The following is a 25,627-nucleotide window of genomic DNA, read 5'->3' as shown; positions in this document are numbered from 1 at the left end:
ACAAGGCCCGCGAAGGGGAAAGCCCCCGCTCCCTCTCCGGAAAGAGAGGAAGCGGGGGCTCCTTTTCGAGCTGTGGGCTCAGTGGGAGTGGCCGTGGCTGTGACCACCGGCGGCCGGCTCCTCCTCTTCCTTCTTCTCGACGACCAGGGTCTCGGTCGTGAGCAGGAGGGAGGCGATGGAGGCGGCGTTCTCCAGGGCGGAGCGGGTGACCTTGACCGGGTCGATGACGCCGGCCTTGACCAGGTCGCCGTACTCGCCGGTCGCGGCGTTGAAGCCCTGACCCTTGTCGAGCTCGGCGACCTTGGAGGTGATGACGTAGCCCTCCAGGCCGGCGTTCTCGGCGATCCAGCGCAGCGGCTCGACGACGGCCTTGCGGACGACGGCGACACCGGTGGCCTCGTCGCCGGTCTTGCCGAGGCCGCCCTCGAGCACCTTGGCGGCGTGGACCAGAGCAGAGCCACCACCGGAGACGATGCCCTCCTCGACCGCGGCGCGGGTCGCGGAGATGGCGTCCTCCAGACGGTGCTTCTTCTCCTTCAGCTCCACCTCGGTGGCGGCGCCGACCTTGATCACGCACACGCCGCCGGCCAGCTTCGCGAGGCGCTCCTGGAGCTTCTCGCGGTCCCAGTCGGAGTCGGTGTTCTCGATCTCGGCCTTGATCTGGGCCACGCGGCCCGCGACGGCGGCGGAGTCGCCGGCGCCGTCGACGACCGTGGTGTCGTCCTTGGTGACCGTGACGCGGCGGGCGGTGCCCAGCACCTCCAGGCCGACCTGGTCGAGCTTGAGGCCGACCTCCTCGGAGATGACCTCGGCGCCGGTGAGGGTCGCCAGGTCCTGGAGCATCGCCTTGCGGCGGTCACCGAAGCCGGGGGCCTTGACGGCGACCGCGTTGAAGGTGCCGCGGATCTTGTTGACGACCAGGGTCGACAGGGCCTCGCCCTCGACGTCCTCGGCGATGATCAGCAGCGGCTTGGAGGCGCCCGCCTGGATGACCTTCTCGAGCAGCGGCAGCAGGTCCTGGATCGAGGAGATCTTGCCCTGGTTGATCAGGATGTACGGGTCGTCGAGGACGGCCTCCATACGCTCCTGGTCGGACACCATGTACGGGGACAGGTAGCCCTTGTCGAAGGCCATGCCCTCGGTGAAGTCCAGCTCCAGACCGAAGGTGTTGGACTCCTCGACGGTGATGACACCGTCCTTGCCGACCTTGTCCATCGCCTCGGCGATGAGCTCGCCGACCTGGGAGTCCTGGGCGGACAGACCGGCGACGGCGGCGATGTCGGACTTCTCGTCGATCGGGCGCGCGGTGGCGAGCAGCTCGTCGGAGATGGCCTTGACGGCGGCGTCGATGCCCTTCTTCAGGGCGGCCGGGGAGGCACCCGCGGCGACGTTCTTCAGGCCCTCGCGCACGAGCGCCTGGGCCAGCACGGTGGCGGTGGTGGTGCCGTCACCCGCGATGTCGTTGGTCTTGGTCGCCACCTCCTTCACCAGCTGCGCGCCGAGGTTCTCGTACGGGTCCTCGATCTCGACCTCACGGGCGATCGTGACGCCGTCGTTGGTGATGGTGGGAGCGCCGAACTTCTTGTCGATGACGACGTTGCGGCCCTTGGGGCCGATCGTCACCTTGACCGTGTCGGCAAGCTTGTTGACGCCGCGCTCGAGGGCGCGACGGGCGTCCTCGTCGAACTTCAGGATCTTCGCCATGGGAGCGTGAGCCCTCTCGGAAATCTAGGTGAAAAGAGACTGCGCCCCGGGCGCCCGGCTTGTTGGTGATCGCGGGGGCCAGGGGCGCAGCTCAGAGAAATGCTGGGGTGAATTACTTCTCGATGATCGCGAGCACGTCGCGGGCCGAGAGGACGAGGTACTCCTCGCCGTTGTACTTCACCTCGGTGCCGCCGTACTTGCTGTACAGCACGATGTCGCCGGTCTGAACGTCGAGCGGCAGGCGCTCGCCGTTCTCGAAGCGGCCCGGGCCCACCGCGAGGACGACGCCCTCCTGGGGCTTCTCCTTCGCGGTGTCCGGGATGACCAGGCCAGAGGCGGTGGTCTGCTCGGCGTCGAGCGGCTGGACCACAATGCGGTCCTCGAGCGGCTTGATGGCAACCTTGGAGCTGGTGGTCGTCACGATCCGACCTCCCCCTTCGGAGATCTCACGGGGTTAACTGTCTGAGGTGGCGACCAGGTCGATCCGTCGTCGCGGGTGCCGGACCTGCCCGTCGCTGTGTTGGCACTCTCCAGGGGGGAGTGCCAGACCCGAGACTATGACCGTGATTAGCACTCGGTCAAGCGGAGTGCCAATCGCGTCTCCGGCGGGGCGGTCCGGGGCCCTACAGATAGTCGTCCAGCCGCCCCACCGTCAGCCCTTCGCGCTGGATCTCCCGCAGCACCCTCGTCGTCCGCTCCGTCAGGGTCGGCCCTGTCGTCTCCCCCGACGCCACCGAGACGATGTCTCCCGCCCGCAGCGGCCGCTCCGGCGTGCCGTCCGGCGCCGTCACGCTCCACAGCACCACCGCCGAGAGGCCGCAGTCGGCCGCCGCGCGCAGGGTCGTGCGGTCGTACGTGCCGTAGGGCGGCCGGAACAGCCGCGGCCGGATGCCGAAGCGGGAGCGGACCTTCCCCTGCTGGCCGCAGATCTCGGCGCGCTGGCCGGGGTACGGCAGGCCGGGCAGGGCCGGATGGTCGAGGGTGTGGTTCTGGATGCTCGCGCCGACCGACTGGAGGCGCGCGAAGTGGCCGTACCCGGGGCCGACGACGCTGTCCGTGAGGAACATGCTGACGGGCAGCCGCAGTTCACGGACCAGGTCGACGAACCGCGGGTCCTTCTCCGCGCCGTCGTCGTAGGTGAGGAAGACGACTTTGTCGGACGTCCTGACCCGCCTCACGACCGGTGGCAGGCCGCCCCGGCCCACCGCCGCGCGCCGCGGCTCCCGCGGGGGCTCCGGCAGCGGGGCCGCCAGGCCCCAGCGGCGGTACGGCCGCCCGTCCGCCCTCGCCGGCCCGTACGACCCGACCCGCTGGGCCGCCTTCTTCCCCAGCCGCTCGATGGGGTCGACGGACTGGGCGCAGCCGGCGAGGAGTACGGCCGCCAGCCCCGCGGCGACCAGCGTCCGCGGTCTCACAGGTAGTCCTCGAGGCGTGCGACGGCGTATCCCTCGGCCGTGACCTTGTCCAGGAAGCGGCGGACCATGTCGGGCATCGTGCCCTTCCAGTCCTCGCGGCCGCGGAAGTGGCTGAGCACGATGTCGCCGGGGTGGATCCGCTGATCCTCCTCGCGGTACTCCCAGTGGTCGACGAAGACCTCTTCGTTCCAGATCGGCGCGTACCTGATGCCGCAGGACCCGGCCGCGCGCAGGGTGTCCTCGTTGTAGTTGCCGTAGGGCGGGCGGAAGAGCGCGGGCCGCGTGCCGTAGCGCTTCTCCATGACGTCCTGCATCCCGCAGATCTCGCGCTTCTGGCGGGCGTACGACAGCCCGGGCAGATAGGGGTGGTGGAGCGTGTGATTGTCGAGCACGACCCCCGTGTCCTGCATCTTCCGGAAGTAGCCGTAGTCGTCCTTGATCAGGTAGTCGCTGAGGAAGGCGGTGTACGGGATCTTCAGGTCGCTCATCATCCGCAGGAACGCGGGGTCCTTCTCGGCGCCGTCGTCGATGGTGAGGAAGACGATCTTCTGCTCGGTGGGGATCGTGGTGAAGACCGGCGGCAGCCCCTTCTCATGGCCGTCGACCTCGAAGCCGTCGCGGGTGGTGATGCGGGGCTTGGTCACGGGCGCCGGCGGGGCCGTCAGCGGGACCTCCTTCAGGCCCCAGCGTCTGGCGGCGGCGATCCGGGCCTGCTCGGCGCGGAGCCTGGCGGCCCGGACGACCGCCTTGTCGGCCTGGAGATCGGCGACGGGGGCCGGGGGTGCCTTGAGGGGCCGTTGCGGCCGTGCGTCGGTCTCGGCCGGGCGGGCGCAGCCGGAGACCAGTGCGGCCACGGCCAGGAGGACCAGTCCGCCGTGGATCGATACCCTCAACGAACCATTTTTATAGTTTTGTCCTACTGTTCCCATGGCGCCGGATCCTCGCAGGTCACGGCGTCACCCCCGGGCTGACAACGCCGCTCGGAAGCGGACCGTCCACCGACTGGCCCACAATGACCCGGTGAACGACCTCGCCCTCCTCCTCACCCCCGAGGGCCGTGCCCTCCTCGACGAAGTGCGCGGCACCGCCCCCGCCGACGAACTCGCCGTCGCCACCCGGCTGCGCCGCGAGCACCCCGCCGAACTGGTCTCCGCGGCGCTCGGCCAGGCCCGGCTGCGGCAGCGGGCGGGGGTGAAGTTCGGGGCCGAGGACGCGGCGCGGATGTTCTTCACACCGAACGGCGTCGAGCAGTCGACGCGGGCGAGCGTGGCGGCGTACCGGGCGGAGCGGCTGCGCGCCCTGGGCGTCAGCTCCGTCGCGGACCTGTGCTGCGGGATCGGCGGCGACGCGATCGCGCTGGCCCGCGCCGGGATCCGGGTCCTCGCGGTGGACCGGGATCCGCTGACGGCGGCGGCCGCACGGGCGAACGCGGACGCGCTCGGACTCGCCGGCCTGATCGACGTACGGGAGGCGGACGTCACGGAGGTCGACACGGCCTCGTACGACGCCGTGTTCGTGGACCCCGCGCGGCGGGGCGGGCGGGGCCGCATCTTCGATCCGGAGGCCTACTCGCCGCCGCTGTCCTGGGCCGTGCAGGCGGCCCTCAAGGCCCCGCACGCCGCGCTGAAGGTCGCGCCCGGCATTCCGCACGAGGCGGTCCCGGCGGAGGCCGAGGCGGAGTGGATCTCCGACGGCGGGGACGTGAAGGAGGCGGTGCTGTGGTTCGGCACCGCGCCGGGGGCGGTGCGGGCGACGCTGCTGCCGGGCCCCCGGACGCTGCTCGGCCGGGGGCTCCCCGACCCCGAAGTCCGTTCCGTCGGGCGGTACCTGTACGAGCCCGACGGCGCCGCCATCCGGGCCCATCTGGTCGCCGAGGTGGCGGAGGAGGTCGAGGGCGGACTCGTCGACGCCACCATCGCGTACGTGACGTCGGACTCGCTGCGTCCGACGCCGTACGCCACCGCCTACGAGATCACCGACCGGCTCCCCTTCAACGTGAAGAGGTTGAAGGCCCTGCTGCGGGAGCGGGAGGTCGGGATCCTGACCGTGAAGAAGCGGGGGTCGGCCGTCGAGCCGGAGGAGTTGCGGCGGAAGGCTCTGCCCAAGCCGCAGGGGCCGCACTCGGCGACGGTGTTCCTGACCCGGGTCGCGGGGGCGCCGACCATGCTGATCGGCGCCCCCGCGCGGGCCGTCACTGGTGCTGGACCGTCCTGAGCTGCTCCAGGTGCGGGTCGGCGCCGACCGGGCCGGTCCGCGCCGCGGTGGCGTTCCGGGTCTCGTCGCCGCCGGTGCGCAGGGCGCTCGTCCGGCTGCTCGCCGGCTCGTCGCCGTTGGGGAACGGCGTGTAGACGACCTGGGCGCCGTTCGCGGCGACCGAGGCACCCGCCGAACTGAGAGTGCCCGCCGAGAGGTTGCCCGTACCACCGAAGGCGACCACGGAGTTGGTGCTCGCGGACTCGCGCAGCAGATAGCTCGTCAGCTCGGACGAGAGGGTGGCGCGGGAGGTCCACAGCACCGGCCCGAAGACGCTCATCGCCCCGGCCGCCGACAGTCCGTCGCGCCAGGAACCGGAGTAGGCGAGGGCTACGTTGCTCGGCGTGCTCCACCAGAACTTGGCGACGGCCACCGAGAGGGCCGCTCTGGTCGTCCCCGTGATCGGGTAGTACGAGCACGAGGAGGGCCACCTGGAGAAGTTCGTGTGGGTCAGCGCGTACCTGGCGTCCGAACCCACCGTGATGACCATGGTCTTGTTGGGGTTCAGACCGTTGAGGTACGACTTCACCGACGCCGACAGCTTCTTGCCGTTGGTGAGAACCAGACCGCCCGCGCTGCTCGTGCCGTCGGCGCCGGCCGCGGCGGCCGCCGGGAGGGACGCGTAGGCGTCGGTGCCGGAGGCCAGGAAGACGTACTTCGGGCTGGTGGTGATCGTCTTGGCGGCGGCGACCGAGGTCGCGAAGCGGTCCGCGCCGGTCAGCCGTTTGGGGGTGAAGCCGAGGGACTGCACCTGGGAGGTGACCGTCGAGCTCAGGACGGACGTGGAGCCGAGGAGATAGACGTTGGCCCCCCGCTTCAGCACCCGCTTCAGCTCGGCCTTCACCGCCGCCGACAGCCCGCCCTTCGGGGTCCCCAGGACCGGCCCCTGCTTCTTGCCGGCCAGCGCAGGCGCGGTCAGCGAGTACGCGGTGCTGTCCTGGTTGGTCAGCACGGCCGCCTTGGCGTCCATCAGGCCCGGCACGCTGGTGCCGACCTTGTTCCAGGTCCAGCGGGAGGCCGCGACTGCGGTCGGGGTGCTGCCGGAACCCCAGATCCGGGCGGTGTTGTTCTTGCGCAGCGGCTGCCAGCTCGGGTTGCTGCCCTGCGGGGTGCCCGGGACGGCCGTGCGCTCACCCGTGGCCGGGTCGGCGTACTCGGTGGTCTGTACGTCGGTACTGTCGCCCGTGGTGTGCGCGTCGAAGACGATGCGCTTGCCAGTGGGCGACCAGGACGGGTTGGCGACGTAGCCCGGGCCGGTGGTGAGCTGCTCGACGTCGGTGCCGTCGGCCTTGGCCGTGAAGATCTGCTGCTTGCCGTCGGTGTCCTTGCGGACGAAGGCCAGCTTGGTGCCGTCGGGCGAGTAGGCGGGCTGCCCGGCGTTGGCGAGGACCCGCTTGACCGTCTTGGCGGACGGGTCGTAGACGTACACGCCGGCGTTGTCGTAGCAGCCGTAGTTGATACGGCGTTCGAAAGCGACCGTGCCGGACGGGCTCACCGTCGGGTCGGTGTCGCAGACGGTGGACGGCTCCAGGGCCGACGAAAGCAGCGGGCGGGGCGCCCAGGAGGCGTCGGAGGGGCCGTAGGCGAGCTGGCCGCCGGTGGAGAAGACGACGTACCGACCACCCCACCAGAAGGTGAGGTCCTGGTACTGGGCGCTGGAGCGCACTCCCTCCGCCCAGGGCAGAGTGAACTTCGAGCCGCCGCTGGGGCGGATGCTGCTGATCTGGCTCCAGGAGGTGACCAGCCGGCTGCCGTCCGGGGCCCAGGCGGCATAGGTGCCGTAGGTGTTGGGCACCGCGGTCTGCTTGCCGGTGACGGTGTCGACGAGCACCGGGCCGTCGGTCAGGATCCGGCCCTCGGTGCCCGGCCAGGGCCCCGCGTCGTCGGCGGCGGCGCCGGGCGCGGCGGCCAGGGTGCCCACCGCGGCGAGCGCCGCCGCGGTCGCGAGCGCCGCGGCACGGCGGCGCGTGAACAGTCTCAAGTTGTCATCCCCCACACAGGTCTTCACAGCCTCTCCACAGAGGCTGGGTCACTGTAAAGCGTGAACGGGACGCGAAGGGAACGAATTTGCTGATGCGCAACCGTTCGACTGCGGATCGCTGACCGTCAGGGACCGCACTCCCGCGCTCTGGCCAGCAGCAGCTCCCGCTCCCGTTCGTTGCGGGTCAGCGCGGCCGCCCGTTCGAACTCGGCCCGCGCCTCCGTCGTACGGCCGAGGCGGGCGAGGAGATCGCCGCGCACGCTCGGCAGCAGGTGGTAGTCGAGCAGGGCGGGTTCCTTGGTGAGCGCGTCGACGATCTCCAGGGCCGGGGCCGGGCCCTGGGCCATCGAGACCGCGACCGCGCGGTTGAGTTCGACGACCGGGGAGGGGGCCCGGGCGGCGAGCAGGGCGTAGAGGGTGGCGATGGCCGGCCAGTCGGTCTCCTCGTAGGAGTACGCGTGCGCGTGGCAGGCGGCGATGGTGGCCTGGAGGACATAGGGGCCGGGGGCTCCGGTGACCGTGGCCTCGGCACGGCCCAGGGCCTTGATGCCGCGGGCGATGAGCATGCGGTTCCAGCGGCTGCGGTTCTGGTCCCTGAGGAGGACCGGCTCACCGCCCGGCCCGGTGCGGGCGGCCGTACGGGAGGCCTGGAACTCCAGCAGGGCCGCCAGGCCGTGCACTTCGGGTTCCTTGGGCATGAGGGCGGACAGCAGGCGGGCCAGGCGCAGAGCGTCCTCGCACAGGGAGGGGCGCAGCCAGTCGTCGCCCGCCGTGGCCGCGTAACCCTCGTTGAAGATCAGGTAGATGACGTCCAGGACGGACCCGAGACGGGCTTCGCGGTCGGGGCCGTAGGGCACCTCGAAGGCGATGTTCTTCGTGGCGAGGGTCCGCTTGGCGCGCACGATGCGCTGGGCGACCGTCGCCTCCGGGACCAGGAAGGCCCGGGCGATCTCCGGGGTGGTCAGACCGCCGAGGAGACGCAGGGTGAGGGCGGTGCGGGCCTCGGCGGACAGCACCGGGTGACAGGTGGTGAAGACGAGCCTGAGCAGGTCGTCGTCGATGTCCTCGGGGTCGGCGGGCTCCTCCGGTGGGGCGGTCTCCGACAGGTCCCGGCCGATCTCGGCCAGCTTGCGGGCGTAGTTCTCCCGGCGGCGGACCAGGTCCACGGCGCGGCGCCGCGCGATGGCCATGAGCCAGGCGCCCGGGTTGTCGGGGACGCCGTCGCGCGGCCACTGCTCCAGGGCGGCGACCAGCGCGTCCTGCGCGAGCTCCTCGGCGATGCCGACGTCCCGGACGACACGGGTGACACCGGCGATGATGCGCGGCGACTCCATGCGGAAGACGGTCTCGACGGAGGCTCGGGCGTCGGTGTGGGAGGGCTGTGAGGTGGTCACAGCCCCCCATTCGACACCGTCACGGCCGTCCAGCCAAGGAAGGTGAGCCGGTCCCGCGGCCGGGGAAGGCGCTCAGCCCTCCGCGATCTCCCGGACCTCGCAGGTGACCGTCCAGTGCTCCTCGTGCACCTTCAGGAAGCGCTTGGTCCACTCGATCGCCTCGGCCATGTCCTTGGCCTGGACGATCGCGTAGCCCCCGACGACCTCCTTCGCCTCGGTGAAGGGCCCGTCGGTCACCGACAGCTGCCCCTTCTCCCAGCGCACCCTGGCGCCCTGCGCGGCCGGCGTGAGCCCGGCGGTGTCGAGCAGCACCCCGGCCTTCGTCATCTCCTCGATCAGCTCGCCCATGCGCTGCATCAGGGCGTCGCTGGGCCCCTCGGCGGGGGCGGTCTTCTCGTCGATCTGGACCATCGACAGGTAACGCGGCATGGTGACTCCTCGGTCGCTGCGGGGCCGGTCCTTCCCGGCCTCTCACCAGTGCGTCGATCGGGAGGGCCCGGGATCGACAGACTCCACGGATTTCTTCGGGAGTTTTTCCCGGGCCCTCAAGCATCGGCCTGACCTGCTACGACAGCGACCCGCCGAACCATGCCTTCGCGTACGGCGCCCCGACCGAGCGGGGGCCGAAGGTGAACGCCGCGTCCGTCACGATGCCCGTCGGACGCCCCCGCAGCGACCAGACCGCGCCCTCACCGGTGTTCTCGCGCGGCGCCGCCGCGGCGAGGTCCGCGTAGCCGTTCCCGTTGATGTCGAGGAGCCTGACCGAGCCACCGAAGGTGTCGCTCGCCTCCACGGCCCCCGGGACGCCCTTGGTGTCCTGGGTGAAGCCCTGGGCGCCCTTGCCGGTCAGGCCGCCGCGGCTGCCGTACAGGACGTCGACCATGCCCGCCCCGTCCTTGTCGCCGAGCTTCTCGCCGGGCGCGCCCACGGCCACGTCGGCGTAGCCGTCGCCGTTGACGTCACCGGCCGTCACCGCGTCGCCGAAACGGTCCTCCTCCTCCGTGGCGCCGGGGACCCCTTCGGTGTCCTGGCTGTACGACTTCCAGGTCGACTCCGGCTTCAGACCGGAGGCCGAGCCGAGGGCCACGGTGACCGTGGACTGGTTCGGGACGCCCCGGACGACGTCGTCGTAGCCGTCGTGGTTGACGTCGCCGAAGGCCACCTGGCCGGAGCCCTCGGGGCCGGCGGCATAGGTGAAGGCGCCTCCGGAGGCGTTGGCCAGATAGAGCTGGGAGCCGATGCCGCCGTCGCCGGTGTAGACGGTCAGCGCGAGGTCGTCGCGGCCGTCGCCGTTGACGTCCCCGGATGCCGCGTACATCACGTCGAAGGACTCCACCCTGGTCGAGCCGAAGTCCTGCGTGGCGGTCGGTTTCCCGGCCCTGGAGATCGGGCCCCGCCAGACGGTGGCCTCGGTGCCGAGCGGGTCGTCGCCCGGGGCACGGCCGCCGCGGAACAGGACCAGGTCCGGCCAGGTGTCGCCGTCGAAGTCGCCCGCCTGGGTGGTCGCCGCGGGCACGGACACCCCGCCGGACAGGCCCTCCTTGGCGCCCCAGACGACGACCGCGTCCCGGTTCGAGTCCGCCTGTCCGATGATCAGGTCGGTGCGCCCGTCGCCGTCCAGGTCCCCCGTGGACAGCTGGTAGCCGAAGTTCTCGCGCGCGGCGGGATCGCCCGGGATTCCGCTGGTGGAACGGCTGATGATGGTGCGGTGGTCCTTGGCCAGGCCGTGCGGGCCGCCGTACATGACGGTGACGTACCCCGCCCCCTGCTTGCCGCCGACGGTGGCGATCGGGGCGCCGACGGCGAGGTCCTTGTAGCCGTCGCCGTTGAAGTCGTCCTGGACGGCCTTCGATTCGGCCGCCGCGGCGCTGCCCGCGAGGGCGGGTATCCCGCCGAGCGCGAGCACTCCGGCGATCAGCGGCACGGACCAGGCTTTGTACGAACGCGAGTTGGACATCGGAAATCCCCCTGGTTACTGCAGTGTGGTCACCGCAAGAGACCATCCGGGTCATCCGAGGGTTGCATTGCGCCGGTTCACTTTCAGCGCAGGGATTCCCACAGCTCACTCGCCGCCGGTTCCTCCGCCACCACCCGGTTGGGGTTCGAGGGCGCGGTCACGACCGGCATGGTCACCGTCTTCGCGTCGTCGCTCGACAGGCCCTTCAGGCTCTCGCCGAGGCTCATCAGCTCGGTCAGGGAGTCGAGGCCGGTGTCGGTGGTGAGGCTGCCGGTGACGGCGTCCGCGACGGAGTACAGCTTGGTGGGGCTGGTCAGGAGGCTGGTGGCGGAGATCTGCTGCAGCAGGGCCTTCACCAGCTTCTGCTGGAGGCCGATGCGGCCCAGGTCGCTGCCGTCGCCTATGCCGTGCCGGGTGCGGGCGAGCGCGAGGGCCTGCCGGCCGTCCAGGTGGTGGGTGCCCGCCTTCAGATGCAGGTGGCTGTCGTCGTCGTCAATGTCCTCGTCCGTGGTGACCGTGACCCCGCCGAGGGCGTTCACCAGTTTCGCGAAGCCGGAGAAGTCGACCTCGATGTAGTGGTCCATGCGGACGCCGGTGATCGACTCGACGGTCTTGACCGCGCACACCGGACCGCCCACCGCATAGGCGCTGTTGAACATCGCGCCGTAGGCCACCGCCGTGGAGCCGCCGTCGGACAGCGGGCACGACGGGCGGGTGACGAGGGTGTCGCGCGGGATGCTGACGACGGTGGCCGTGGTGCGGCCCGCGTCGATGTGCACGACCATCGCGGTGTCGGACCGGGCCCCGGTGCTGCTCCCGCCGCCGAGCGCCTGGTTCTCCTTGCCGCTGCGCGAGTCGGAGCCGAGGACCAGGATGTTGACGGCCCCGGTGGGCAGCGGCGCCTCCTGCGAGGCCGACGGGGTCGGGGTCACCTTGGCGGGGCGGTCGTCGCCGAGCGCGCTGTCGATGTCGACACTCTTGATGTTGCTGTTGAGGTGCCAGTACGCCCAGCCCGCCGCCGCGCACCCCGCGACCAGCACACCCGCGAGGGTGAGACCGACGGCCATCAGCACTCTCGGCCGCCGGCCCACTCGCCTTCCCGCATCGTCTCCGGTCACAGGGAGGAACGTAAGTCCGAATTATTACGAGGCACGCCTCCCCGAGGGCTTTCTTCGGAAAATCTCAGACTTCTCATTCCAGCGTCACGACCGGTACCGGATTGCTGCCGCTCCACGAGCCGTTGAATCCGAAGGTCACCGAACCACCGTCCGGCACGGTCCCGTTGTAGGAGGCGTCGGAGCAGCTGACCGCGGTCCCGGACTGGGTGCAGGTCGCGTTCCAGACCTGGGTGACCCGCTGCCCTGCGCCGTACGTCCAGCCGACCTTCCAGGACGACAGTGCGGCACCCGAGCAGGAGATCCTCACCTGACCCGTGAAGCCGGTGTTCCACTGACTGTTCACGCTGTAGGCCGCGCTGCACGCACCCGTCGGCGGCGGTGTGGTCGTAGCGCCGAGCGCCTCCGCGATCGCGTAATACGCCGGTTTCGGCGCGTAGTTCTCGTCGTACGGAGTCGCCGCGCCCTGTCCCGGGAAGGTGCTCGGGATCCAGGAGTCGGAGTCGGTGAAGCCCCAGACGGTGACGCCCGCGCAGCGCGCGACCGCCACGCACGCGTTCATGACGGCCTTGTAGTCGGCGGCCTGCTGCACGAAGTTGGCGCTGTCGGAGGGCAGCGTCATCCGGCCATGGACCAGCTCGCCCAAGACCGTTCGGGGCGCGCGGCCCGGTTCTCAGAGATCCCACTTGCGGGTGCCTCCGAAAGTTTCGGTCGTACAACCGATTGGCTTCGGTGAAGTGTGGGCGCCAGCCATCCCACCCGCCAAGGTCACCCACTCAAGGCGCGCGCGACCAGCCCCCGCCGGCCCGCACCCGCCCAGCACCCCCTAGGCGCCCCGCTCAAGCCCAGCGCAGCGCGCCGTGCTGCTGCGCACCACCAGGCTCGTCGCCAGCTCCACCCGGGTCGCCGCCGGGCTCCCGCCCTCCCGGCCCAGGTCGAGCACCAGCTTGGCCGCGGCCTCGGCCATCTCGGTCAGCGGCTGCCGTACGGTCGTCAGCGGCGGCCCCACCCAGGGCGCCACCGGAAGGTCGTCGAAGCCGACCACGCTCAGGTCCTCCGGGATGCGCAGCCCCAGCTCGCGGGCCGCCTCGTACAGGCCGAGCGCCTGGAGGTCGTTGCCGGCGAAGACCGCGGTGGGCCGGTCCGGGCGGCGCAGCAGGTCCAGGCCCTGGCGGTAGCCGGTCTCGTGGTGGAAGTCGCCGGCCATGATCAGCTCGGGATCGACGGGCAGACCCGCGGTCTCCAGGGCGGCCCGGTAACCGTCGATACGGGCGCGGCTGCACATCATGCGGGAGGGCCCGGTGATCGCGCCGATCCTGCGGTGCCCGAGCTCGACGAGGTGCCGGGTCGCGGCGAGCCCGCCCTGCCAGTTCGTGGCCCCGATGGAGGGCACGTCGGCGCCCGGGTCGCCGGCCGGGTCCATCACCACGAACGGGATCGACCTGCTGCCCAGCAGCGCGCGCTGGGACTCGTCGAGCCCGGACAGCACGAGGACCACCCCGTGCGGGCGGCGGGCGGCGACCTGGTCGGCCCAGGTGCGCCCGGGTGTCAGCCGCCCCGCGCTCTCGCTCAGCACGACACTGAGCCCGGCGTCGCGGGCCACGTTCTCCACGCCCCGGATGACCTCCATCGCCCACGCGCTCTCCAGCTCGTGGAAGACCAGGTCGATCAGGGGCGAACGGCTCGCCTCGGCACGTCGGCGCCGGTAGCCGTGCGCGCGCAGCAGGTCCTCGACGCGGGCGCGGGTCGCGGGCGCGACGTCGGCCCGGCCGTTGAGGACCTTCGAAACTGTCGGCGCCGAGACGCCGGCCTCCCGAGCGATCTCGGCGAGGGTCGCGGTCTGCTGCGACCGTCCCACCGCAGGGGAAGTCGTCCGGGTTTCAGCGGGCTCCGGGGGTGTCATGGCGGCGATCGTATCCCTGCACGACCTCTTGACGAACCCTCCTGACGGCCCTAGGTTCCCAAAACATTCGGATCGTATATCGAAACATTCGCGAAGTTCGTCGTCGACCGGACAGTCGAGCCCGACAGGAGTTACATGACCACCGCGCCCTGGCGTGACCCCGCCCTGACCGCCTCCGCCCGAGTCGACGACCTCCTCTCCCGGATGACCCTGGAGGAGAAGACCGCCCAGCTCTACGGCGTGTGGGTGGGCGCCAGCACGGACGGGGACGGAGTCGCCCCGCTCCAGCGCGAGATGACCGCCGACTACGACTGGGACGACCTGATCACCCGGGGCCTGGGCCAGCTCACCCGCCCCTTCGGCACCGCCCCCGTGGACCCGGCGCTGGGCGCGCAGGCACTGGCCCGCGCCCAGCGCCGTATCGCCGAGGCCGGCCGCTTCGGCATCCCGGCGCTGGCCCACGAGGAGTGCCTGGCCGGCTTCACCACCTGGCGGGCCACCGCCTATCCGGTCCCGCTCGCCTGGGGCGCGAGCTGGGACGCCGCACTGGTCGAGGAGATGGCCGGCGCCATCGGCCGCGACCTGCGCGCGGTCGGCGTCCACCAGGGCCTGGCCCCCGTCCTGGACGTCGTCCGCGACCCGCGCTGGGGACGGGTCGAGGAGACGATCGGCGAGGACCCGTACCTGGTGGGCACGATCGGCGCCGCGTACGTCCGGGGCCTGGAGTCAGCCGGGATCGTCGCCACGCTCAAGCACTTCGCCGGGTATGCCTCCTCGGCCGGCGCCCGCAACCTCGCGCCCGTGCGGGCGGGCGTGCGGGAGTTCGCCGACATCACCCTGCCGCCCTTCGAGTTCGCCCTGCGCGAGGGCGGGGCCCGCTCGGTGATGGCCGCGTACACCGACACCGACGGCGTCCCGGCTTCCGCCGACCCCGGCCTGCTGACCGAACTGCTGCGCGAGCAGTGGGGGTTCACCGGCACGGTGGTCGCCGACTACTTCGGCGTCGGCTTCCTGCAGACCCAGCACCGGGTCGCCGGCACCGAGGCGGGCGCGGCCCACGCGGCGCTCGCGGCGGGCCTCGACGTCGAACTGCCCACCCTCAAGTGCTACGGCACCCCCCTGATCGAGGCCGTCCGCGCGGGTGAGATCCCCGAGGCGCTGATCGACCGGGCGGCCCGCCGGGTCCTGCTCCAGAAGTGTGAGCTGGGCCTTCTGGACGAGGACTGGACGCCGGAGCCCACCGAGCGGATCGACCTCGACTCGACGGTGAACCGCGCCCTGGCCCGACGTCTCGCCGAGGAGTCGGTGGTCCTCCTCGACAACCCGGACGGCCTGCTCCCGCTGGCCCCGGACACCAGGATCGCGGTCGTCGGCCCCCGCGCGGCCGACGCCCTCGCCATGCTGGGCTGCTACTCCTTCCCCTCCCACGTCCTCACCCACCACCCCGACGTCCCGATGGGCATCGAGGTCCCCACGGTCCTTCAGGCACTGCGAGCCGAACTCCCCGACGCCAAGGTGACGTTCACCGAGGGCTGCGGGGTCGACGACCCGGACACCGGGGGCTTCGAGGAGGCGGTGGCCCGCACCGCCGAGGCGGACGTCTGCGTGGCGGTGCTCGGCGACCGGGCGGGCCTGTTCGGCCGGGGCACGTCGGGCGAGGGCTGCGATGTGACGGACCTGCGACTGCCGGGCGTCCAGGGCGAGTTGCTGGACTCGCTGGTCGCGACCGGGGTTCCCGTCGTGCTGGTCCTGCTGACCGGCCGCCCCTACGCGCTCGGCCGCTGGGACGGCCGGCTCGGCGCGGTCGTCCAGGCCTTCTTCCCCGGCGAGGAGGGCGGCCCGGCGGTCGCGGGCGTGCTGTCGGGCCGGGTCAACCCCTCGGGCCGCCTCCCGGTGAGTGTGCCGAGGGTGCCCGGCGGCCAGCCGTGGACCTACCTCCAGCCGCCGCTCGGCCTCGCGGGCGGGGCCAGCAACCTGGACCCGACCCCGCTGTACGCCTTCGGGCACGGGCGGTCGTACACGACGTTCGCCTGGGAGTCCGATGCCGCCGAGGCGGAGATCGGCACGGACGGCTCGTACGACCTGCAGGTCACGGTCCGCAACACGGGCGAGCGCGCGGGCGCCGAGGTCGTCCAGCTGTATCTGCACGACCCGGTCGCCTCGGTGACCCGCCCGGACGTCCGCCTGGTCGGCTATCAGCGGCTGGAGCTGGAGCCGGGCGGGACGGCCCGGGTCACCTTCCGCTTCCATGCTGACCTGTCGGCCTTCACCGACCGCTCGGGTGCGAGGGTGGTCGAATCGGGCGCCCTGGAACTACGGCTGGGAGCATCCAGCGCGGATGTACGGCACACCACGCGACTGAACCTCACGGGACCAGTGAGAACGCTCGGAACGGACCGCCGCCTGCGGTGCGAGTCGGAGGTGACGGGACCCTCCGGCGGGGCGGCCCCTGCCGGAAGAGGGTCCCTCTAGAAAAAGAGCACGCGGAACCGGCCGCCGCGGATGATGTAGCGGGCGTAGAAGCCGCTCGCCGTGGCGACCAGCGCGAACAGCAGGAAGCTGCCGAAGTCACCGTCCGCCAGCCGCGAGAACGCGGCGATCACCCCGCCCACCGCGACAAGGCACCAGAAGCCGCCGAAGATCGCACGGGAGGCGGTCTCCCGCGCGCCGAGCCCGGCGCGCGGCGGCAAGGGCGCCAGGTTGTCCAGGGGCGACGGTGGTGCCGCCGGCATCGGCGGTACCACCGGTGTCGGTGATACCCCAGGCACCGGGGGCGCATTCGATGGCATGGGCGGCGCCGGTGTGGTCCGCGACTGGTAGCCCAGCGTCTGGAACAGGTCCGGCTGGGGCCGCATCGCCGTACGGTGTCCGCAGCCCCGGCAACTCAGGCCGAGCTCCAGCTTGTTGAACTGCCGGCAGCCGGGGCGCAGGCAGGTGGGCTGCCCGGGACGGGCGTCGGTGGGGCCGTACACGATGTCGTCGGTCATGGCGTGCCCCTCACTCGTCGTCGCCGACGCGGGCGGCCCCGGACTCCGTCACGCCGAAGGCGGCGGCGAGCAGATAGATCACCGCGCCCACCGGGATGATGAAGACGCCGACCGGGAAGACGTACGTACCGGTGGTCTGCTTGGCCACATAGATGCCGTAGACCAGCAGGAATGCACCGCCGATCACCGACCAGGCCCTGTCCTTCACGGTGACGTTGGGCAGCAGCAGCCCGCACACCAGCAGAATGATCCCCGAGATCACGGAGAAGACTTCGTGGACACCCCAATGCATGATCGATCCCCCCATTGTCAGAACTGACCCTTGTACTGCTCGATCACCGAGCCCAGTGACTCGGTCGGATGGAAGCTGCACTCGTAGCGGATGGCGGGCAGCGCGAGCGGGCTGCCGAAGCCGCCGAGCCCCTTGGACGTGGCGATGTCGACCAGGGCCTGCGCCTCGGTCCCCTGGTCCGTCTTCAGGAACTCCTGGCAGGTCGAGGAGGCGGAGAGGCCGTCGCCGCCGTCGCCCAGGACGGCCGGAACCGCCTTGAACACGATGAGGATCAGCGCCAGGACGACGAGGGCGATCACCACATAGCGTCCGACCGGACTGTGGTGGGTGACGTCACCCTCGTAGGTGTCGCCGTCCCGGTGCTGGGTGACGTCACCCTCGTAGAACGAACCGCCGCCGCTGACCACACGGTTGTGGTCGCCGTAGGTGTCACCTCGGTCGCCGATCTGCGCGTCGCCGTCCCGGCCGATGCTGATCGACCTCACGCTGGTGCCGGCCGGCCGCTCGGACTTCGCTCCGCGCACCGCGTCGGCCAGCGCGAGCCGGAAGTCCTCGTCCTCCTCGACGGCCTGTCTAAGCAGGTACTCGACGAGGGAGTTGTTGCGCGGGTCGCGGGTGAAGTCCTGCCACTCACGCTCGTTGCCCCTGCTCCGCAGGCGCTGCGCGACCAGATCGCCCAGCAGCCGGGTCGCCACCCCCTGTACGACCTCGCCGGCGCCTGCCGTCGCCGATGCGATGTGCTGCGCCAGGATGCGGACAGCGTCGACCGCCACGTCACTCACCTGCATGGGTCCCCAGCCCTTCCCCCGATGGTGTGCGCCGGCCGTCGGACATGTCGGTCCGTCATGGGACGGAGCGGCCAGAAGGCGCATACCGAAGGAGAGGAATGTAGCGGTCCGAAAGGTGTGAAGGGCAGGTGAAGCTATTGAGTTTTACACAAGCGAGACATGTAACGGAACAGATAGGCATAGGTCATATGCCATGCATGTCATGGGATTTCGGGTGAAATCAGTCGGACCCCATCGACTCGAACCGCCACCGGTGCACCATCCGGGTCACCAACTCCCCTTCAGGCTCCGGGAGTTCGGGGAGCTCGGCGTCCAACTCCGCATCCCACCACGTGATGACGAGGACGCGGTCGTGCGAGCCGTGGAAGGTCTCACGGCGCAGGGGGCGCGCGGGCAGTGTCTGCGCGCGCGCCCAGGTCAGCAGTTCACGCCCCCGGCCCTCGACCGCCCGCGCCTCCCACATCAACGCGACCGTCACGAGTACAGGTTCTCCTTGCTGACCTCGTGCACGTGGTCGTGGCCCGGCACGTGCGGGTCGGTCACCGGCAGGGAGGAGTCGGCGGACAGGTCCCAGCTGGACGCGGGCCGGTTCCGCGCGACCATCTCCGCGCCCAGCGCCGCGACCATGGCGCCGTTGTCGGTGCACAACTTGGGCCGGGGCACCCGGAGCCGGATACCGGCCGCCTCGCAGCGCTCCTGGGCCAGGACCCGCAGCCGGGAGTTGGCGGCCACACCGCCGCCGATCATGAGGTGGTCGACGCCCTCGTCCTTGCAGGCCCGCACGGCCTTGCGGGTCAGCACGTCCACCACCGCCTCCTGGAAGGACGCGGCCACATCGCGCACCGGCACCTCCTCCCCCGCGGCCCGCTTGGCCTCGATCCAGCGGGCGACCGACGTCTTCAGACCGGAGAAGGAGAAGTCGTACGCCGGGTCGCGCGGCCCGGTCAGTCCGCGCGGGAACGCGATCGCCGACGGGTCGCCCTCGCGCGCGTACCGGTCGATGACCGGACCGCCGGGGAAGCCGAGGTTCAGCACCCGGGCGATCTTGTCGAAGGCCTCGCCGGCCGCGTCGTCGATGGTCGCGCCCATCGGACGGACGTCGGAGGTGATGTCCGAGGACAGCAGCAGGGAGGAGTGCCCGCCGGACACCAGCAGCGCCATCGTCGGCTCGGGCAGCGCCCCGTGCTCCAGCTGGTCGACGCAGATGTGGGAGGCGAGGTGGTTGACGCCGTAGAGGGGCTTGCCGAGGGCGTAGGCGTACGCCTTCGCGGCGGAGACCCCGACAAGGAGGGCACCGGCGAGGCCGGGGCCGGCGGTGACGGCGATGCCGTCGAGGTCCTTCGCGGAGACGCCGGCCTCCTTCAGGGCGCGCTCGATGGTCGGCACCATCGCCTCCAGGTGCGCCCTGCTGGCCACCTCCGGCACCACGCCGCCGAACCGGGCGTGCTCGTCGACGCTGGACGCGATGGCGTCGGCCAGCAGGGTGGTCCCCCGGACGATGCCGACGCCGGTCTCGTCACAGGAGGTCTCGATGCCCAGGACAAGCGGTTCGTCAGCCATTGATCTCGGTTCCTCGGTCGGATGTCGGTCCTGCGGCGGAGCCGCTGTCGGATGCTGTGGTCAGTCGCATGACCAGGGCGTCCACGTTGCCCGGCTGGTAGTAGCCGCGCCGGAAGCCGATGGCCTCGAAGCCGAAGCGCTCGTAGAGCTTCTGGGCGCGGATGTTGTCGATCCGGCACTCCAGCATCACCTCGGCGCACTCGAAGGCGGTGGCGGCCCGCAGCAGCTCGGTCAGCAGCGTCGCCCCGAGTCCGGTGCCCCAGTGGTCGCGGGCGACGGCGATCGTCTGGACGTCGGCCCCCGCGGCGGAGTCGCTGTCGGATGCAGTACCGGCGGAGGCGAGCCCGGCATACCCCACGATCCGCTCGCCCGCCTCGGCCACCACGTACCGCCGGGTGGCCTCGGGCCCCCGGGAGTGCGCGAGTTCGGACCAGAACATGCCCCGGGACCAGGCGTCCTCCGGGAAGAGGTCCTTCTCCAGCTCCAGGACGGGGTCGATGTCCCACCAGCGCATCTCACGCAGTACGGGAATCACGGGTGTGGTCACTTGGGGGTGACCACCTTGTAGTTCTTGGGCACCTGTGCGTCGGGCCGCCGCAGATACAGCGGCCGCGGGGCGGGCAGTTCCTCCCCGGCCTCGATCCGCTCGGCGGCGAGGGCGGCGAGCGCGGCGGCCTGGACGTGTTCGGGCTCGCGGGCGTCGGGGAAGGTGTCGGGGTAGAGCAGCGCACCGGCGCCCACGGCGGGCAGTCCCCCGACCCGCTCGGCGATGTCGGCGGGGCGGTCGACCGCGGGATCGCCGAGCCGGGTGCGCGGGTCGGAGTAGGTGGCCCAGTAGACCTCCTTGCGCCGCGCGTCGGTCGCCACGACGAAGGGGCCCTCCTCGAGGGCGGCCGCGTAGGCGAGTCCGTCCAGGGTGCACATCCCGTGCACGGGGACGCCGAGCGCGAGCCCGAAGGTGTCGGCGGTCATGAGCCCGACGCGCAGCCCGGTGTAGGGCCCGGGTCCGATTCCCACGACGATCCCGGTGACCGCGTCCAGCTTCACCCCCGCGTCCGCGAGCACCCGGTCGACGGCCGGCAACAACAGCTCCCCGTGCCGGCGGGCGTCCACCTGACTGAACGAGGCGACGACGTCCCGCCCGTCATGCAGGGCGACGGTCACGGCGGGGGTGGCGGTATCCAGAGCGAGCAAGAGCACGCAAACAGCCTACGGCTCCGGGAGGGCCTGAGTTGCCGCAGGCCGATACAGGCGCTCGCGACCAGCCACGACGGCACGGCACCGGCTCGACGACCTGCTACGGTCGCCACAAATCAGGACCAAATACTCGAGAGGTGACCGGTGGCAATCAGCAACGCGGCTTTTGTGACCGCCCTCACCACGGCGGCCGTCGCGACCGTCGGCTTCCTCGCCTACCAGGCCTCCGCGACGGTCCCCACCAGGGCACACACCGGCGGCACCGCCGCGGCCGTCACTTCGGAGGTCTCGCGCGACGAGCGCAACCCCGCCCCCCTGCCGCCGGGCTCCGGCGCCGGCGCACGCGTCGTGTACTCCCTGGACGACAACCGCGTCTGGCTGGTCAGCGCCGGCAACACGGTCACCCGCACCTTCGAGGTCGCCCCCGGCACCATCGATCCCGCCCCCGGCGTCTACGTGGTCACCTCCCGCTCGAACTCCGTGACCGGCACCGACGGCATCCCCATCGAGCACGTGGTCCGCTTCACCAGCATCGACGGTGTGGCGATCGGCTTCAGCGCGGCCGTGCGGAAGGCTGGTGCTCCAGCCACCACCGTGCCGACGGGCGGCATCCGGGAGTCCCGCGAGGACGGCGACGCGATGTGGGCCTTCGCGACGATCGGCGCGAAGGTCGCGGTGATCCACTGAGCGGGTCAGGCCGCTTTCGGACGCTCGGCGGCAGCGGCCCGCGCCGTCCCCGGATCGGGCAGCCGCGGCGGTGTGGAGACGGCCTCCGCCGCCGCGCAGGACGCCAGCAGGTCACGCATGGACACGCCGCCGACGATCGCGTACGGCTGCGGCTGGGGCCGGTTCTCGGTGGCCGACATGGACGCCTCCTGAAGTTCGGGGGCGGGCGTGGTTAGGTACACCTAACTACGAGCTGGGTACCATGTGACCACGCACAAGACGTCCAGTGCAATATCTTGCCGACCGTTTGTCGGAACGTTCACAGTAAAAGTCCGCGGGAAGCCGCGAGGCGTTCTCAGGCCGTGAGGACGCCGAGGTCGGCCGCGGCCCAGCGCTCGCCGACCGGCGTCAGCGTCACGTGCCGCACCTCATCGGTGGTGTCACCGACCGCGCGGTGGATCTGCACCTGGAGCCGGTCGTCGGTCAGTTCCTCGACCTTGCCCTCGCCCCACTCCACGACGATCACCGAGTCGGGCAGCGAGACGTCGAGATCGAGGTCCTCCATCTCGTCGAGTCCGCCGCCCAGGCGGTACGCGTCCACGTGGACGAGCGGCGGCCCGTCCCCCAGGGAGGGATGCACCCGGGCGATCACGAAGGTCGGCGAGGTGACGGCCCCTCGCACCCCGAGGCCCTCACCGAGTCCACGGGTCAGCGTCGTCTTGCCCGCGCCGAGCTCGCCGCTGAGCATCACGAGGTCCCCGGCGCGCAGCAGCTTGGCGAGCTTCAGACCCAGCTCGCACATCTGCTCGGGGGAGGTGACGGTCAGCTCGGTCTCAACCGGGTTGCGCGGTACTGCTTCCATAACCGCCAACGGTAGCCCCTGCGGGGACCGCCCCCGCGCGGGTGAGGAGGTCGGCCAGGCGGTCGGTGACCACTTCCGGGTGTTCCAGCATGACGAGGTGCCCGGCGTCCGGGACCAGCACCAGCTCCGCCTCCGGCAGCAGGGAGGCGATCGCCTCGCTGTGCTCGCTGGGCGTCACCATGTCGCCCACGCCGGCCAGCACGAGCACCGGCAGGTCCGCGAAGTGGGCGAGGGCGGCGGTCTTGTCGTGGTTGTCGAACGCCGGGTAGTACTCGGCGACCACGTCGATCGGGGTGCCCTCGATCATCCGCTCGGCGAACCGGACGACGGCAGGATCGACGTCCCGGGACGCGAAGGAGTACCGCTTGATGATCCCGGCGAACAGGTCGGCGGTGGCCCGGCGCCCCTTCTCCACCAGGTCGGCCCGCTGCCCCAGCGCCTTGAGTACGCCCGGGAGCACCCGCCGTACGGCGTTGACGCCCGCGACGGGCAGCCCGAAGTTGACCTCGCCGAGGCGTCCGGACGACGTGCCGACCAGGGCCACCGCGACCACCCGGTCGCGGATCAGTTCGGGGCACTGGTCGGCGAGTGCCATGACGGTCATCCCGCCCATGGAGTGTCCGACGAGCACGATCGGCCCCTCCGGCACGGCCGCGTCGATGACGGCCTTCAGGTCCTGCCCGAGCTGATCGATGTCGACCGGCACCCCGTCCCGCACCTGCCGCATGCCCCGCCCGGACCGCCCGTGGCTGCGCTGGTCCCAGTGCACGGTCCGTACGACACCCCGCAGGGCCGCGCGCTGGAAGTGCCAGGAGTCCTGGCTGAGGCAGTAGCCGTGGCTGAAGACGACGGTGACGGGAGCCGGGGCCTTGCGCCCGAACAGCCGGCGCCGGCGCGGTGACAGGGCGGGCGCGGCCTCCGGGTCGACGTCGTCGACCTCGTAGTACAGCTCGGTGCCGTCGTCGGCGTACGCCTTGCCCGGAGTGCCACGCAGGGAGCCGTACGGCCCGGTCGAGTCGAGGGCGAGCCTCGCCCGCTGCCGCATCCCGCGTCCGACGGTGAGGCGCTCCACGGCCACCCCCGCCGCGGCACCCGCGGCGATCACGCCTATCGCGGCGCCGGCGATCCCGGTCGCCCGGCGCCAGCCGGCGCCCGCCCCCGTCGCGGAGGCGAGGGCCACCGAGGCGGCGGCCTCTACGACGGCCTCCGCACTGCTCTCGCTCACGTACCGCTCCTGTTCGCTGGGTCGGGTGACAGTCTGGTGATACCGGTGTCGCGGGACTCGCTGTACTGACGCGCACTGTGCGGTTACCCCGCTTGTTCCTCATTCACGTAGACGCGGGGAACGCGCGTTCCGATGCGGGTCACGATTTCGTACGCGATGGTGCCCGCGGCCTGCGCCCAGTCCTCGGCGGTGGGTTCGCCCGCGTCGCCGGGCCCGAAGAGCACGGCCCGGGTGCCGGTGGGCGGCTCGTCGCCGCCGAGGTCCACGACGAACTGGTCCATCGCGATCCGCCCGGCGACCGTGCGCCACTTGCCGTCGACCAGCACCGGTCCGGCACCGGAGGCGTGGCGCGGGATGCCGTCCGCGTAGCCGACGGGCACCAGGCCGAGGGTGGTTTCGCCGGGGGTGACGTAGTGATGGCCGTAACTGACGCCATGGCCGCCCGGAACGCGCTTGACCAGCGCGAGCGACGCCGACAGCGTCATCACCGGGCGCAGTCCGAAGTCGGCGGGGTCACCGATCTCGGGGCTGGGCGAGATGCCGTAGGTCGCGATGCCGGTGCGGACGAGATCGAAGTGGCTCTCCGGAAGGGTGAGCGTGGCGGGCGAGTTGGCGATGTGCCGCACCTCGGGGCGCACGCCCTGGCCCTCGGCGTAGGCCAGCATCTCCCGGAAGAGGGTGAGCTGGGCGGTGATGGAGGGGTGCCCGGGCTCGTCGGCGCAGGCGAAGTGCGACCAGAGCCCGGTGACGCGCAGAAGTCCTTCGGCCTCCGCGCGCAGGGCCTCGGCGACCAGCTCGGCCCAGTCCTCGCCGGGCTGGCAGCCGCCCCGCCCGAGGCCGGTATCGGCCTTGAGCTGCACGCGCGCGGGGACGCCGGCCTCGCGGGCCGCCGCGACGAGCTCCCGCAGCGCCCACATCCCGCTGACGGACACGTCGAGGTCGGCCTCGATCGCCTCCCGCCAGGGGCCGCCGGGCGTCCACAGCCAGCACATGATCCGCCCCGGCAGCCCCGCCTTCCGCAGCGCCAGAGCCTCCTCCGGCGTGGCGGTCCCGAGCCATCGCGCCCCCGCCTCGACCGCGGCGCGGGCACAGGGCACCGCGCCGTGGCCGTACGCGTCGGACTTGACCACGGCCATGAGGGCGGCACCCGACGCGCGGGCGCGCAGGGTCCGCACATTGGCCCGCAGCGCGGCCAGGTCGATCTCGGCGCGGGCGCGCAGCGGTGCGGTCGGGGCGGTTGCTGTCTCGTTCATGGCGCCCCCAGTGTCTCAGAGGCGACTGACACCGCCGATGAGCACGTCCCGGAACGCACCCAGGACGCACCCAGGACGCACCCACGCGCGCGTGCGCGGGTGTTTCAGAGGATCAGACCGTGCCGGGCCAGGTACTTCACCGGGTCGATGTCGGAGCCGTACGGGCGCCGGGCGCGCACCTCGAAGTGCAGGTGCGGGCCGGTGGCGCGCCCGGTGGCGCCGCTGCTCCCGAGCCGGGTGCCGGCCTTGACCTTGGCGCCGCGCGCGACCGAGATGCGCGAGAGATGGCCGTAGACGACGTACCGGGAGTCGCTCAGCTTGAGCGTCACGGCCTTTCCGTACGACCCCGACCAGCTGGCCAGGACGACGACGCCAGTACTGACCGCGTAAACCGGGGTTCCGGTGGGCACAGCAAGATCCACTCCGGTGTGGTATCCGGCCAGCCAGTTCCCCCGCACTCCGTACCGCATCGTCACCCTGACCCGCTTTCGGATGGGGCGACTCCACTTGGCCGGTGCGAGGGAGCGGTCGCTGACCTCGACATCCTCGGCGGCCGCCAGCAGCTCCTCGTATTCATCGTCGTAGTCGCTGCCGCAGTTACCGCCGGGCTCTTCCTCCAAGGGTTCCGGGTGGTCCCCTCGGAAACCGAGAACGGGACTCCCCAGAACGACTGCCGCTCCTCCCAGCAATTCACGCCGGGTGGTGCCGCGTATATTTGGCTCATCCATGCGGCCAGCGAAACATCGCCCTTTCGGCTCCGCATATTCGGCCGACCGGTATTGGTCCCATCAGGTAGTAGTTCGCGGCCGGTCGTCCGTTTGCCGGACCCGTGCTGGCGCGTTCTCCCGCTGACTGGCCATCATGCGTTCCTGCCGTGCGTCACGCGTCCGCCACGTCCTGCGCCCCGTCCGCCGCGAACCGACCGGCCAGGCCGTGCAGATACGCGCCCACACTGCCCGCGTCCGTCCGCCGGACCGTGGTCGCGCGTTCCCCCACCGCCTGGCCATCGCGTCACGCGTCCGTCACGTCCCTCCAGGCCACCGGCACCGCCTCCGCCACGTCGTGCGCCCCCACC

Annotated in this window: 25 protein-coding genes and 1 pseudogene; 3 read left to right on the top strand and 23 right to left on the bottom strand. The window is 71.5% G+C overall.

Annotation, left to right across the window (positions count from 1 at the left end):
• Nucleotides 1–78 precede the first annotated feature (78 nt).
• From groL to ABZT06_RS19020, 4 genes are all read right to left on the bottom strand, one after another.
• On the bottom strand, nt 79–1,704 hold the full coding sequence (gene groL, locus ABZT06_RS19035; RefSeq protein WP_355741639.1) for a chaperonin GroEL: 1,626 nt from the start codon (nt 1,702–1,704) through the stop codon (nt 79–81).
• Between the two features lie 112 nt (nt 1,705–1,816).
• Nucleotides 1,817–2,125 (bottom strand): co-chaperone GroES, encoded by a 309-nt coding sequence (gene groES / locus ABZT06_RS19030; protein WP_028807844.1) that lies wholly within the window; start codon nt 2,123–2,125, stop codon nt 1,817–1,819.
• A 202-nt stretch (nt 2,126–2,327) separates the two neighbouring features.
• A complete protein-coding gene (locus ABZT06_RS19025) occupies nt 2,328–3,119 on the bottom strand; it encodes a polysaccharide deacetylase family protein (protein ID WP_355741636.1) in 792 nt (263 codons plus the stop codon).
• Nucleotides 3,116–4,048 (bottom strand): polysaccharide deacetylase family protein, encoded by a 933-nt coding sequence (locus tag ABZT06_RS19020; RefSeq protein ID WP_355741634.1) that lies wholly within the window; start codon nt 4,046–4,048, stop codon nt 3,116–3,118. Before ABZT06_RS19020 ends, ABZT06_RS19025 begins: the two co-directional genes overlap by 4 nt.
• 91 nt (nt 4,049–4,139) lie before the next feature.
• Here ABZT06_RS19020 and ABZT06_RS19015 point away from each other — a divergent pair, with 91 nt between their 5' ends.
• Nucleotides 4,140–5,333: a methyltransferase domain-containing protein gene (locus ABZT06_RS19015; RefSeq protein ID WP_355741632.1), complete on the top strand. Its 1,194-nt coding sequence runs from the start codon at nt 4,140–4,142 to the stop codon at nt 5,331–5,333.
• On the opposite strand, the gene ABZT06_RS19010 is transcribed toward ABZT06_RS19015, so the two are convergent.
• The 7 genes and pseudogenes from ABZT06_RS19010 to ABZT06_RS18980 all read right to left on the bottom strand — a co-directional run bounded on the left by ABZT06_RS19010 (nt 5,311) and on the right by ABZT06_RS18980 (nt 13,722).
• The gene (locus ABZT06_RS19010) at nt 5,311–7,353 is read right to left on the bottom strand and encodes a cell wall-binding repeat-containing protein (RefSeq protein ID WP_355741630.1); all 2,043 of its coding nucleotides are present in this window, start codon (nt 7,351–7,353) and stop codon (nt 5,311–5,313) included. The genes ABZT06_RS19015 and ABZT06_RS19010 overlap by 23 nt on opposite strands.
• Before the next feature lie 125 nt (nt 7,354–7,478).
• Nucleotides 7,479–8,687, bottom strand: coding sequence for a sigma-70 family RNA polymerase sigma factor (locus tag ABZT06_RS19005; RefSeq protein WP_355742218.1), 1,209 nt, complete (start codon nt 8,685–8,687; stop codon nt 7,479–7,481).
• 132 nt (nt 8,688–8,819) lie between these two features.
• On the bottom strand, nt 8,820–9,176 hold the full coding sequence (locus ABZT06_RS19000; protein WP_355741628.1) for a YciI family protein: 357 nt from the start codon (nt 9,174–9,176) through the stop codon (nt 8,820–8,822).
• Nucleotides 9,177–9,312: 136 nt separating this feature from the next.
• Nucleotides 9,313–10,704 carry an FG-GAP-like repeat-containing protein gene (locus ABZT06_RS18995; protein WP_355741626.1) on the bottom strand — a complete coding sequence of 464 codons (1,392 nt, stop codon included), beginning with the start codon at nt 10,702–10,704 and terminating at the stop codon, nt 9,313–9,315.
• Between the two features lie 83 nt (nt 10,705–10,787).
• Entirely contained in the window at nt 10,788–11,771 is a 984-nt protein-coding gene (locus tag ABZT06_RS18990; RefSeq protein ID WP_355741624.1) for an LCP family protein, read from the bottom strand.
• A gap of 124 nt (nt 11,772–11,895) precedes the next feature.
• Nucleotides 11,896–12,444: pseudogene (locus ABZT06_RS18985) on the bottom strand (cellulose binding domain-containing protein); the annotation flags it as partial.
• A 201-nt stretch (nt 12,445–12,645) separates the two neighbouring features.
• Nucleotides 12,646–13,722, bottom strand: a complete 1,077-nt coding sequence (locus tag ABZT06_RS18980) for a LacI family DNA-binding transcriptional regulator (protein ID WP_355741622.1) — start codon at nt 13,720–13,722, stop codon at nt 12,646–12,648.
• Nucleotides 13,723–13,857: 135 nt separating this feature from the next.
• Between ABZT06_RS18980 and ABZT06_RS18975 the strand changes: the two genes are divergently transcribed.
• On the top strand, nt 13,858–16,194 hold the full coding sequence (locus ABZT06_RS18975) for a glycoside hydrolase family 3 N-terminal domain-containing protein (protein ID WP_355741620.1): 2,337 nt from the start codon (nt 13,858–13,860) through the stop codon (nt 16,192–16,194).
• On the opposite strand, the gene ABZT06_RS18970 is transcribed toward ABZT06_RS18975, so the two are convergent.
• The 7 genes from ABZT06_RS18970 to tsaB all read right to left on the bottom strand — a co-directional run bounded on the left by ABZT06_RS18970 (nt 16,191) and on the right by tsaB (nt 20,549).
• A complete protein-coding gene (locus ABZT06_RS18970; protein WP_355741618.1) occupies nt 16,191–16,709 on the bottom strand; it encodes a hypothetical protein in 519 nt (172 codons plus the stop codon). The genes ABZT06_RS18975 and ABZT06_RS18970 overlap by 4 nt on opposite strands.
• Before the next feature lie 10 nt (nt 16,710–16,719).
• On the bottom strand, nt 16,720–17,001 hold the full coding sequence (locus tag ABZT06_RS18965) for a hypothetical protein (RefSeq protein WP_355741616.1): 282 nt from the start codon (nt 16,999–17,001) through the stop codon (nt 16,720–16,722).
• Nucleotides 17,002–17,018: 17 nt separating this feature from the next.
• Nucleotides 17,019–17,774, bottom strand: a complete 756-nt coding sequence (locus ABZT06_RS18960) for a hypothetical protein (protein ID WP_355741615.1) — start codon at nt 17,772–17,774, stop codon at nt 17,019–17,021.
• A gap of 235 nt (nt 17,775–18,009) precedes the next feature.
• Nucleotides 18,010–18,267, bottom strand: coding sequence for a hypothetical protein (locus ABZT06_RS18955; protein WP_355741613.1), 258 nt, complete (start codon nt 18,265–18,267; stop codon nt 18,010–18,012).
• Complete coding sequence (tsaD, locus tag ABZT06_RS18950) at nt 18,264–19,349, bottom strand: tRNA (adenosine(37)-N6)-threonylcarbamoyltransferase complex transferase subunit TsaD (protein ID WP_355741611.1); 1,086 nt, start codon at nt 19,347–19,349, stop codon at nt 18,264–18,266. The genes ABZT06_RS18955 and tsaD overlap by 4 nt, the downstream gene beginning before the upstream one ends.
• Nucleotides 19,342–19,896: a ribosomal protein S18-alanine N-acetyltransferase gene (rimI, locus tag ABZT06_RS18945; protein ID WP_355741609.1), complete on the bottom strand. Its 555-nt coding sequence runs from the start codon at nt 19,894–19,896 to the stop codon at nt 19,342–19,344. Before rimI ends, tsaD begins: the two co-directional genes overlap by 8 nt.
• Complete coding sequence (gene tsaB / locus ABZT06_RS18940; protein WP_355741607.1) at nt 19,893–20,549, bottom strand: tRNA (adenosine(37)-N6)-threonylcarbamoyltransferase complex dimerization subunit type 1 TsaB; 657 nt, start codon at nt 20,547–20,549, stop codon at nt 19,893–19,895. The genes rimI and tsaB overlap by 4 nt, the downstream gene beginning before the upstream one ends.
• A gap of 141 nt (nt 20,550–20,690) precedes the next feature.
• Between tsaB and ABZT06_RS18935 the strand changes: the two genes are divergently transcribed.
• Complete coding sequence (locus tag ABZT06_RS18935) at nt 20,691–21,233, top strand: hypothetical protein (RefSeq protein WP_355741605.1); 543 nt, start codon at nt 20,691–20,693, stop codon at nt 21,231–21,233.
• 5 nt (nt 21,234–21,238) lie between these two features.
• On the opposite strand, the gene ABZT06_RS18930 is transcribed toward ABZT06_RS18935, so the two are convergent.
• From ABZT06_RS18930 to ABZT06_RS18910, 5 genes are all read right to left on the bottom strand, one after another.
• Nucleotides 21,239–21,412 carry a hypothetical protein gene (locus ABZT06_RS18930; RefSeq protein ID WP_355741604.1) on the bottom strand — a complete coding sequence of 58 codons (174 nt, stop codon included), beginning with the start codon at nt 21,410–21,412 and terminating at the stop codon, nt 21,239–21,241.
• Nucleotides 21,413–21,567: 155 nt separating this feature from the next.
• Nucleotides 21,568–22,074: a tRNA (adenosine(37)-N6)-threonylcarbamoyltransferase complex ATPase subunit type 1 TsaE gene (tsaE, locus tag ABZT06_RS18925; protein WP_355741602.1), complete on the bottom strand. Its 507-nt coding sequence runs from the start codon at nt 22,072–22,074 to the stop codon at nt 21,568–21,570.
• Nucleotides 22,046–23,299 carry an alpha/beta hydrolase gene (locus ABZT06_RS18920; RefSeq protein WP_355741600.1) on the bottom strand — a complete coding sequence of 418 codons (1,254 nt, stop codon included), beginning with the start codon at nt 23,297–23,299 and terminating at the stop codon, nt 22,046–22,048. The genes tsaE and ABZT06_RS18920 overlap by 29 nt, the downstream gene beginning before the upstream one ends.
• A gap of 83 nt (nt 23,300–23,382) precedes the next feature.
• The gene (alr, locus tag ABZT06_RS18915) at nt 23,383–24,552 is read right to left on the bottom strand and encodes an alanine racemase (RefSeq protein WP_355741598.1); all 1,170 of its coding nucleotides are present in this window, start codon (nt 24,550–24,552) and stop codon (nt 23,383–23,385) included.
• A 104-nt stretch (nt 24,553–24,656) separates the two neighbouring features.
• Nucleotides 24,657–25,172, bottom strand: a complete 516-nt coding sequence (locus ABZT06_RS18910) for a M23 family metallopeptidase (RefSeq protein ID WP_355741596.1) — start codon at nt 25,170–25,172, stop codon at nt 24,657–24,659.
• Nucleotides 25,173–25,627 lie beyond the last annotated feature (455 nt).

It is taken from the genome of Streptomyces sp. NPDC005483 (assembly GCF_040606035.1).
GTDB lineage: Bacteria > Actinomycetota > Actinomycetes > Streptomycetales > Streptomycetaceae > Streptomyces.
Note: the sequence above shows the minus strand (reverse complement) of the source record. Positions and strands in the feature narration are given on the sequence as shown.

Coding starts and splice junctions, on each gene's coding strand:
- groL (WP_355741639.1), bottom strand. CDS start 1,704: ATGGCGAAGATCCTGAAGTTCGACGAGGACGCCCGTCGCGCCCTCGAG.
- ABZT06_RS19020 (WP_355741634.1), bottom strand. CDS start 4,048: ATGGGAACAGTAGGACAAAACTATAAAAATGGTTCGTTGAGGGTATCG.
- ABZT06_RS19005 (WP_355742218.1), bottom strand. CDS start 8,687: ATGGAGTCGCCGCGCATCATCGCCGGTGTCACCCGTGTCGTCCGGGAC.
- ABZT06_RS19000 (WP_355741628.1), bottom strand. CDS start 9,176: ATGCCGCGTTACCTGTCGATGGTCCAGATCGACGAGAAGACCGCCCCC.
- ABZT06_RS18995 (WP_355741626.1), bottom strand. CDS start 10,704: ATGTCCAACTCGCGTTCGTACAAAGCCTGGTCCGTGCCGCTGATCGCC.
- ABZT06_RS18990 (WP_355741624.1), bottom strand. CDS start 11,771: ATGGCCGTCGGTCTCACCCTCGCGGGTGTGCTGGTCGCGGGGTGCGCG.
- ABZT06_RS18980 (WP_355741622.1), bottom strand. CDS start 13,722: ATGACACCCCCGGAGCCCGCTGAAACCCGGACGACTTCCCCTGCGGTG.
- ABZT06_RS18975 (WP_355741620.1), top strand. CDS start 13,858: ATGACCACCGCGCCCTGGCGTGACCCCGCCCTGACCGCCTCCGCCCGA.
- ABZT06_RS18970 (WP_355741618.1), bottom strand. CDS start 16,709: ATGACCGACGACATCGTGTACGGCCCCACCGACGCCCGTCCCGGGCAG.
- ABZT06_RS18965 (WP_355741616.1), bottom strand. CDS start 17,001: ATGCATTGGGGTGTCCACGAAGTCTTCTCCGTGATCTCGGGGATCATT.
- tsaD (WP_355741611.1), bottom strand. CDS start 19,349: ATGGCTGACGAACCGCTTGTCCTGGGCATCGAGACCTCCTGTGACGAG.
- ABZT06_RS18930 (WP_355741604.1), bottom strand. CDS start 21,412: ATGTCGGCCACCGAGAACCGGCCCCAGCCGCAGCCGTACGCGATCGTC.
- tsaE (WP_355741602.1), bottom strand. CDS start 22,074: ATGGAAGCAGTACCGCGCAACCCGGTTGAGACCGAGCTGACCGTCACC.
- alr (WP_355741598.1), bottom strand. CDS start 24,552: ATGAACGAGACAGCAACCGCCCCGACCGCACCGCTGCGCGCCCGCGCC.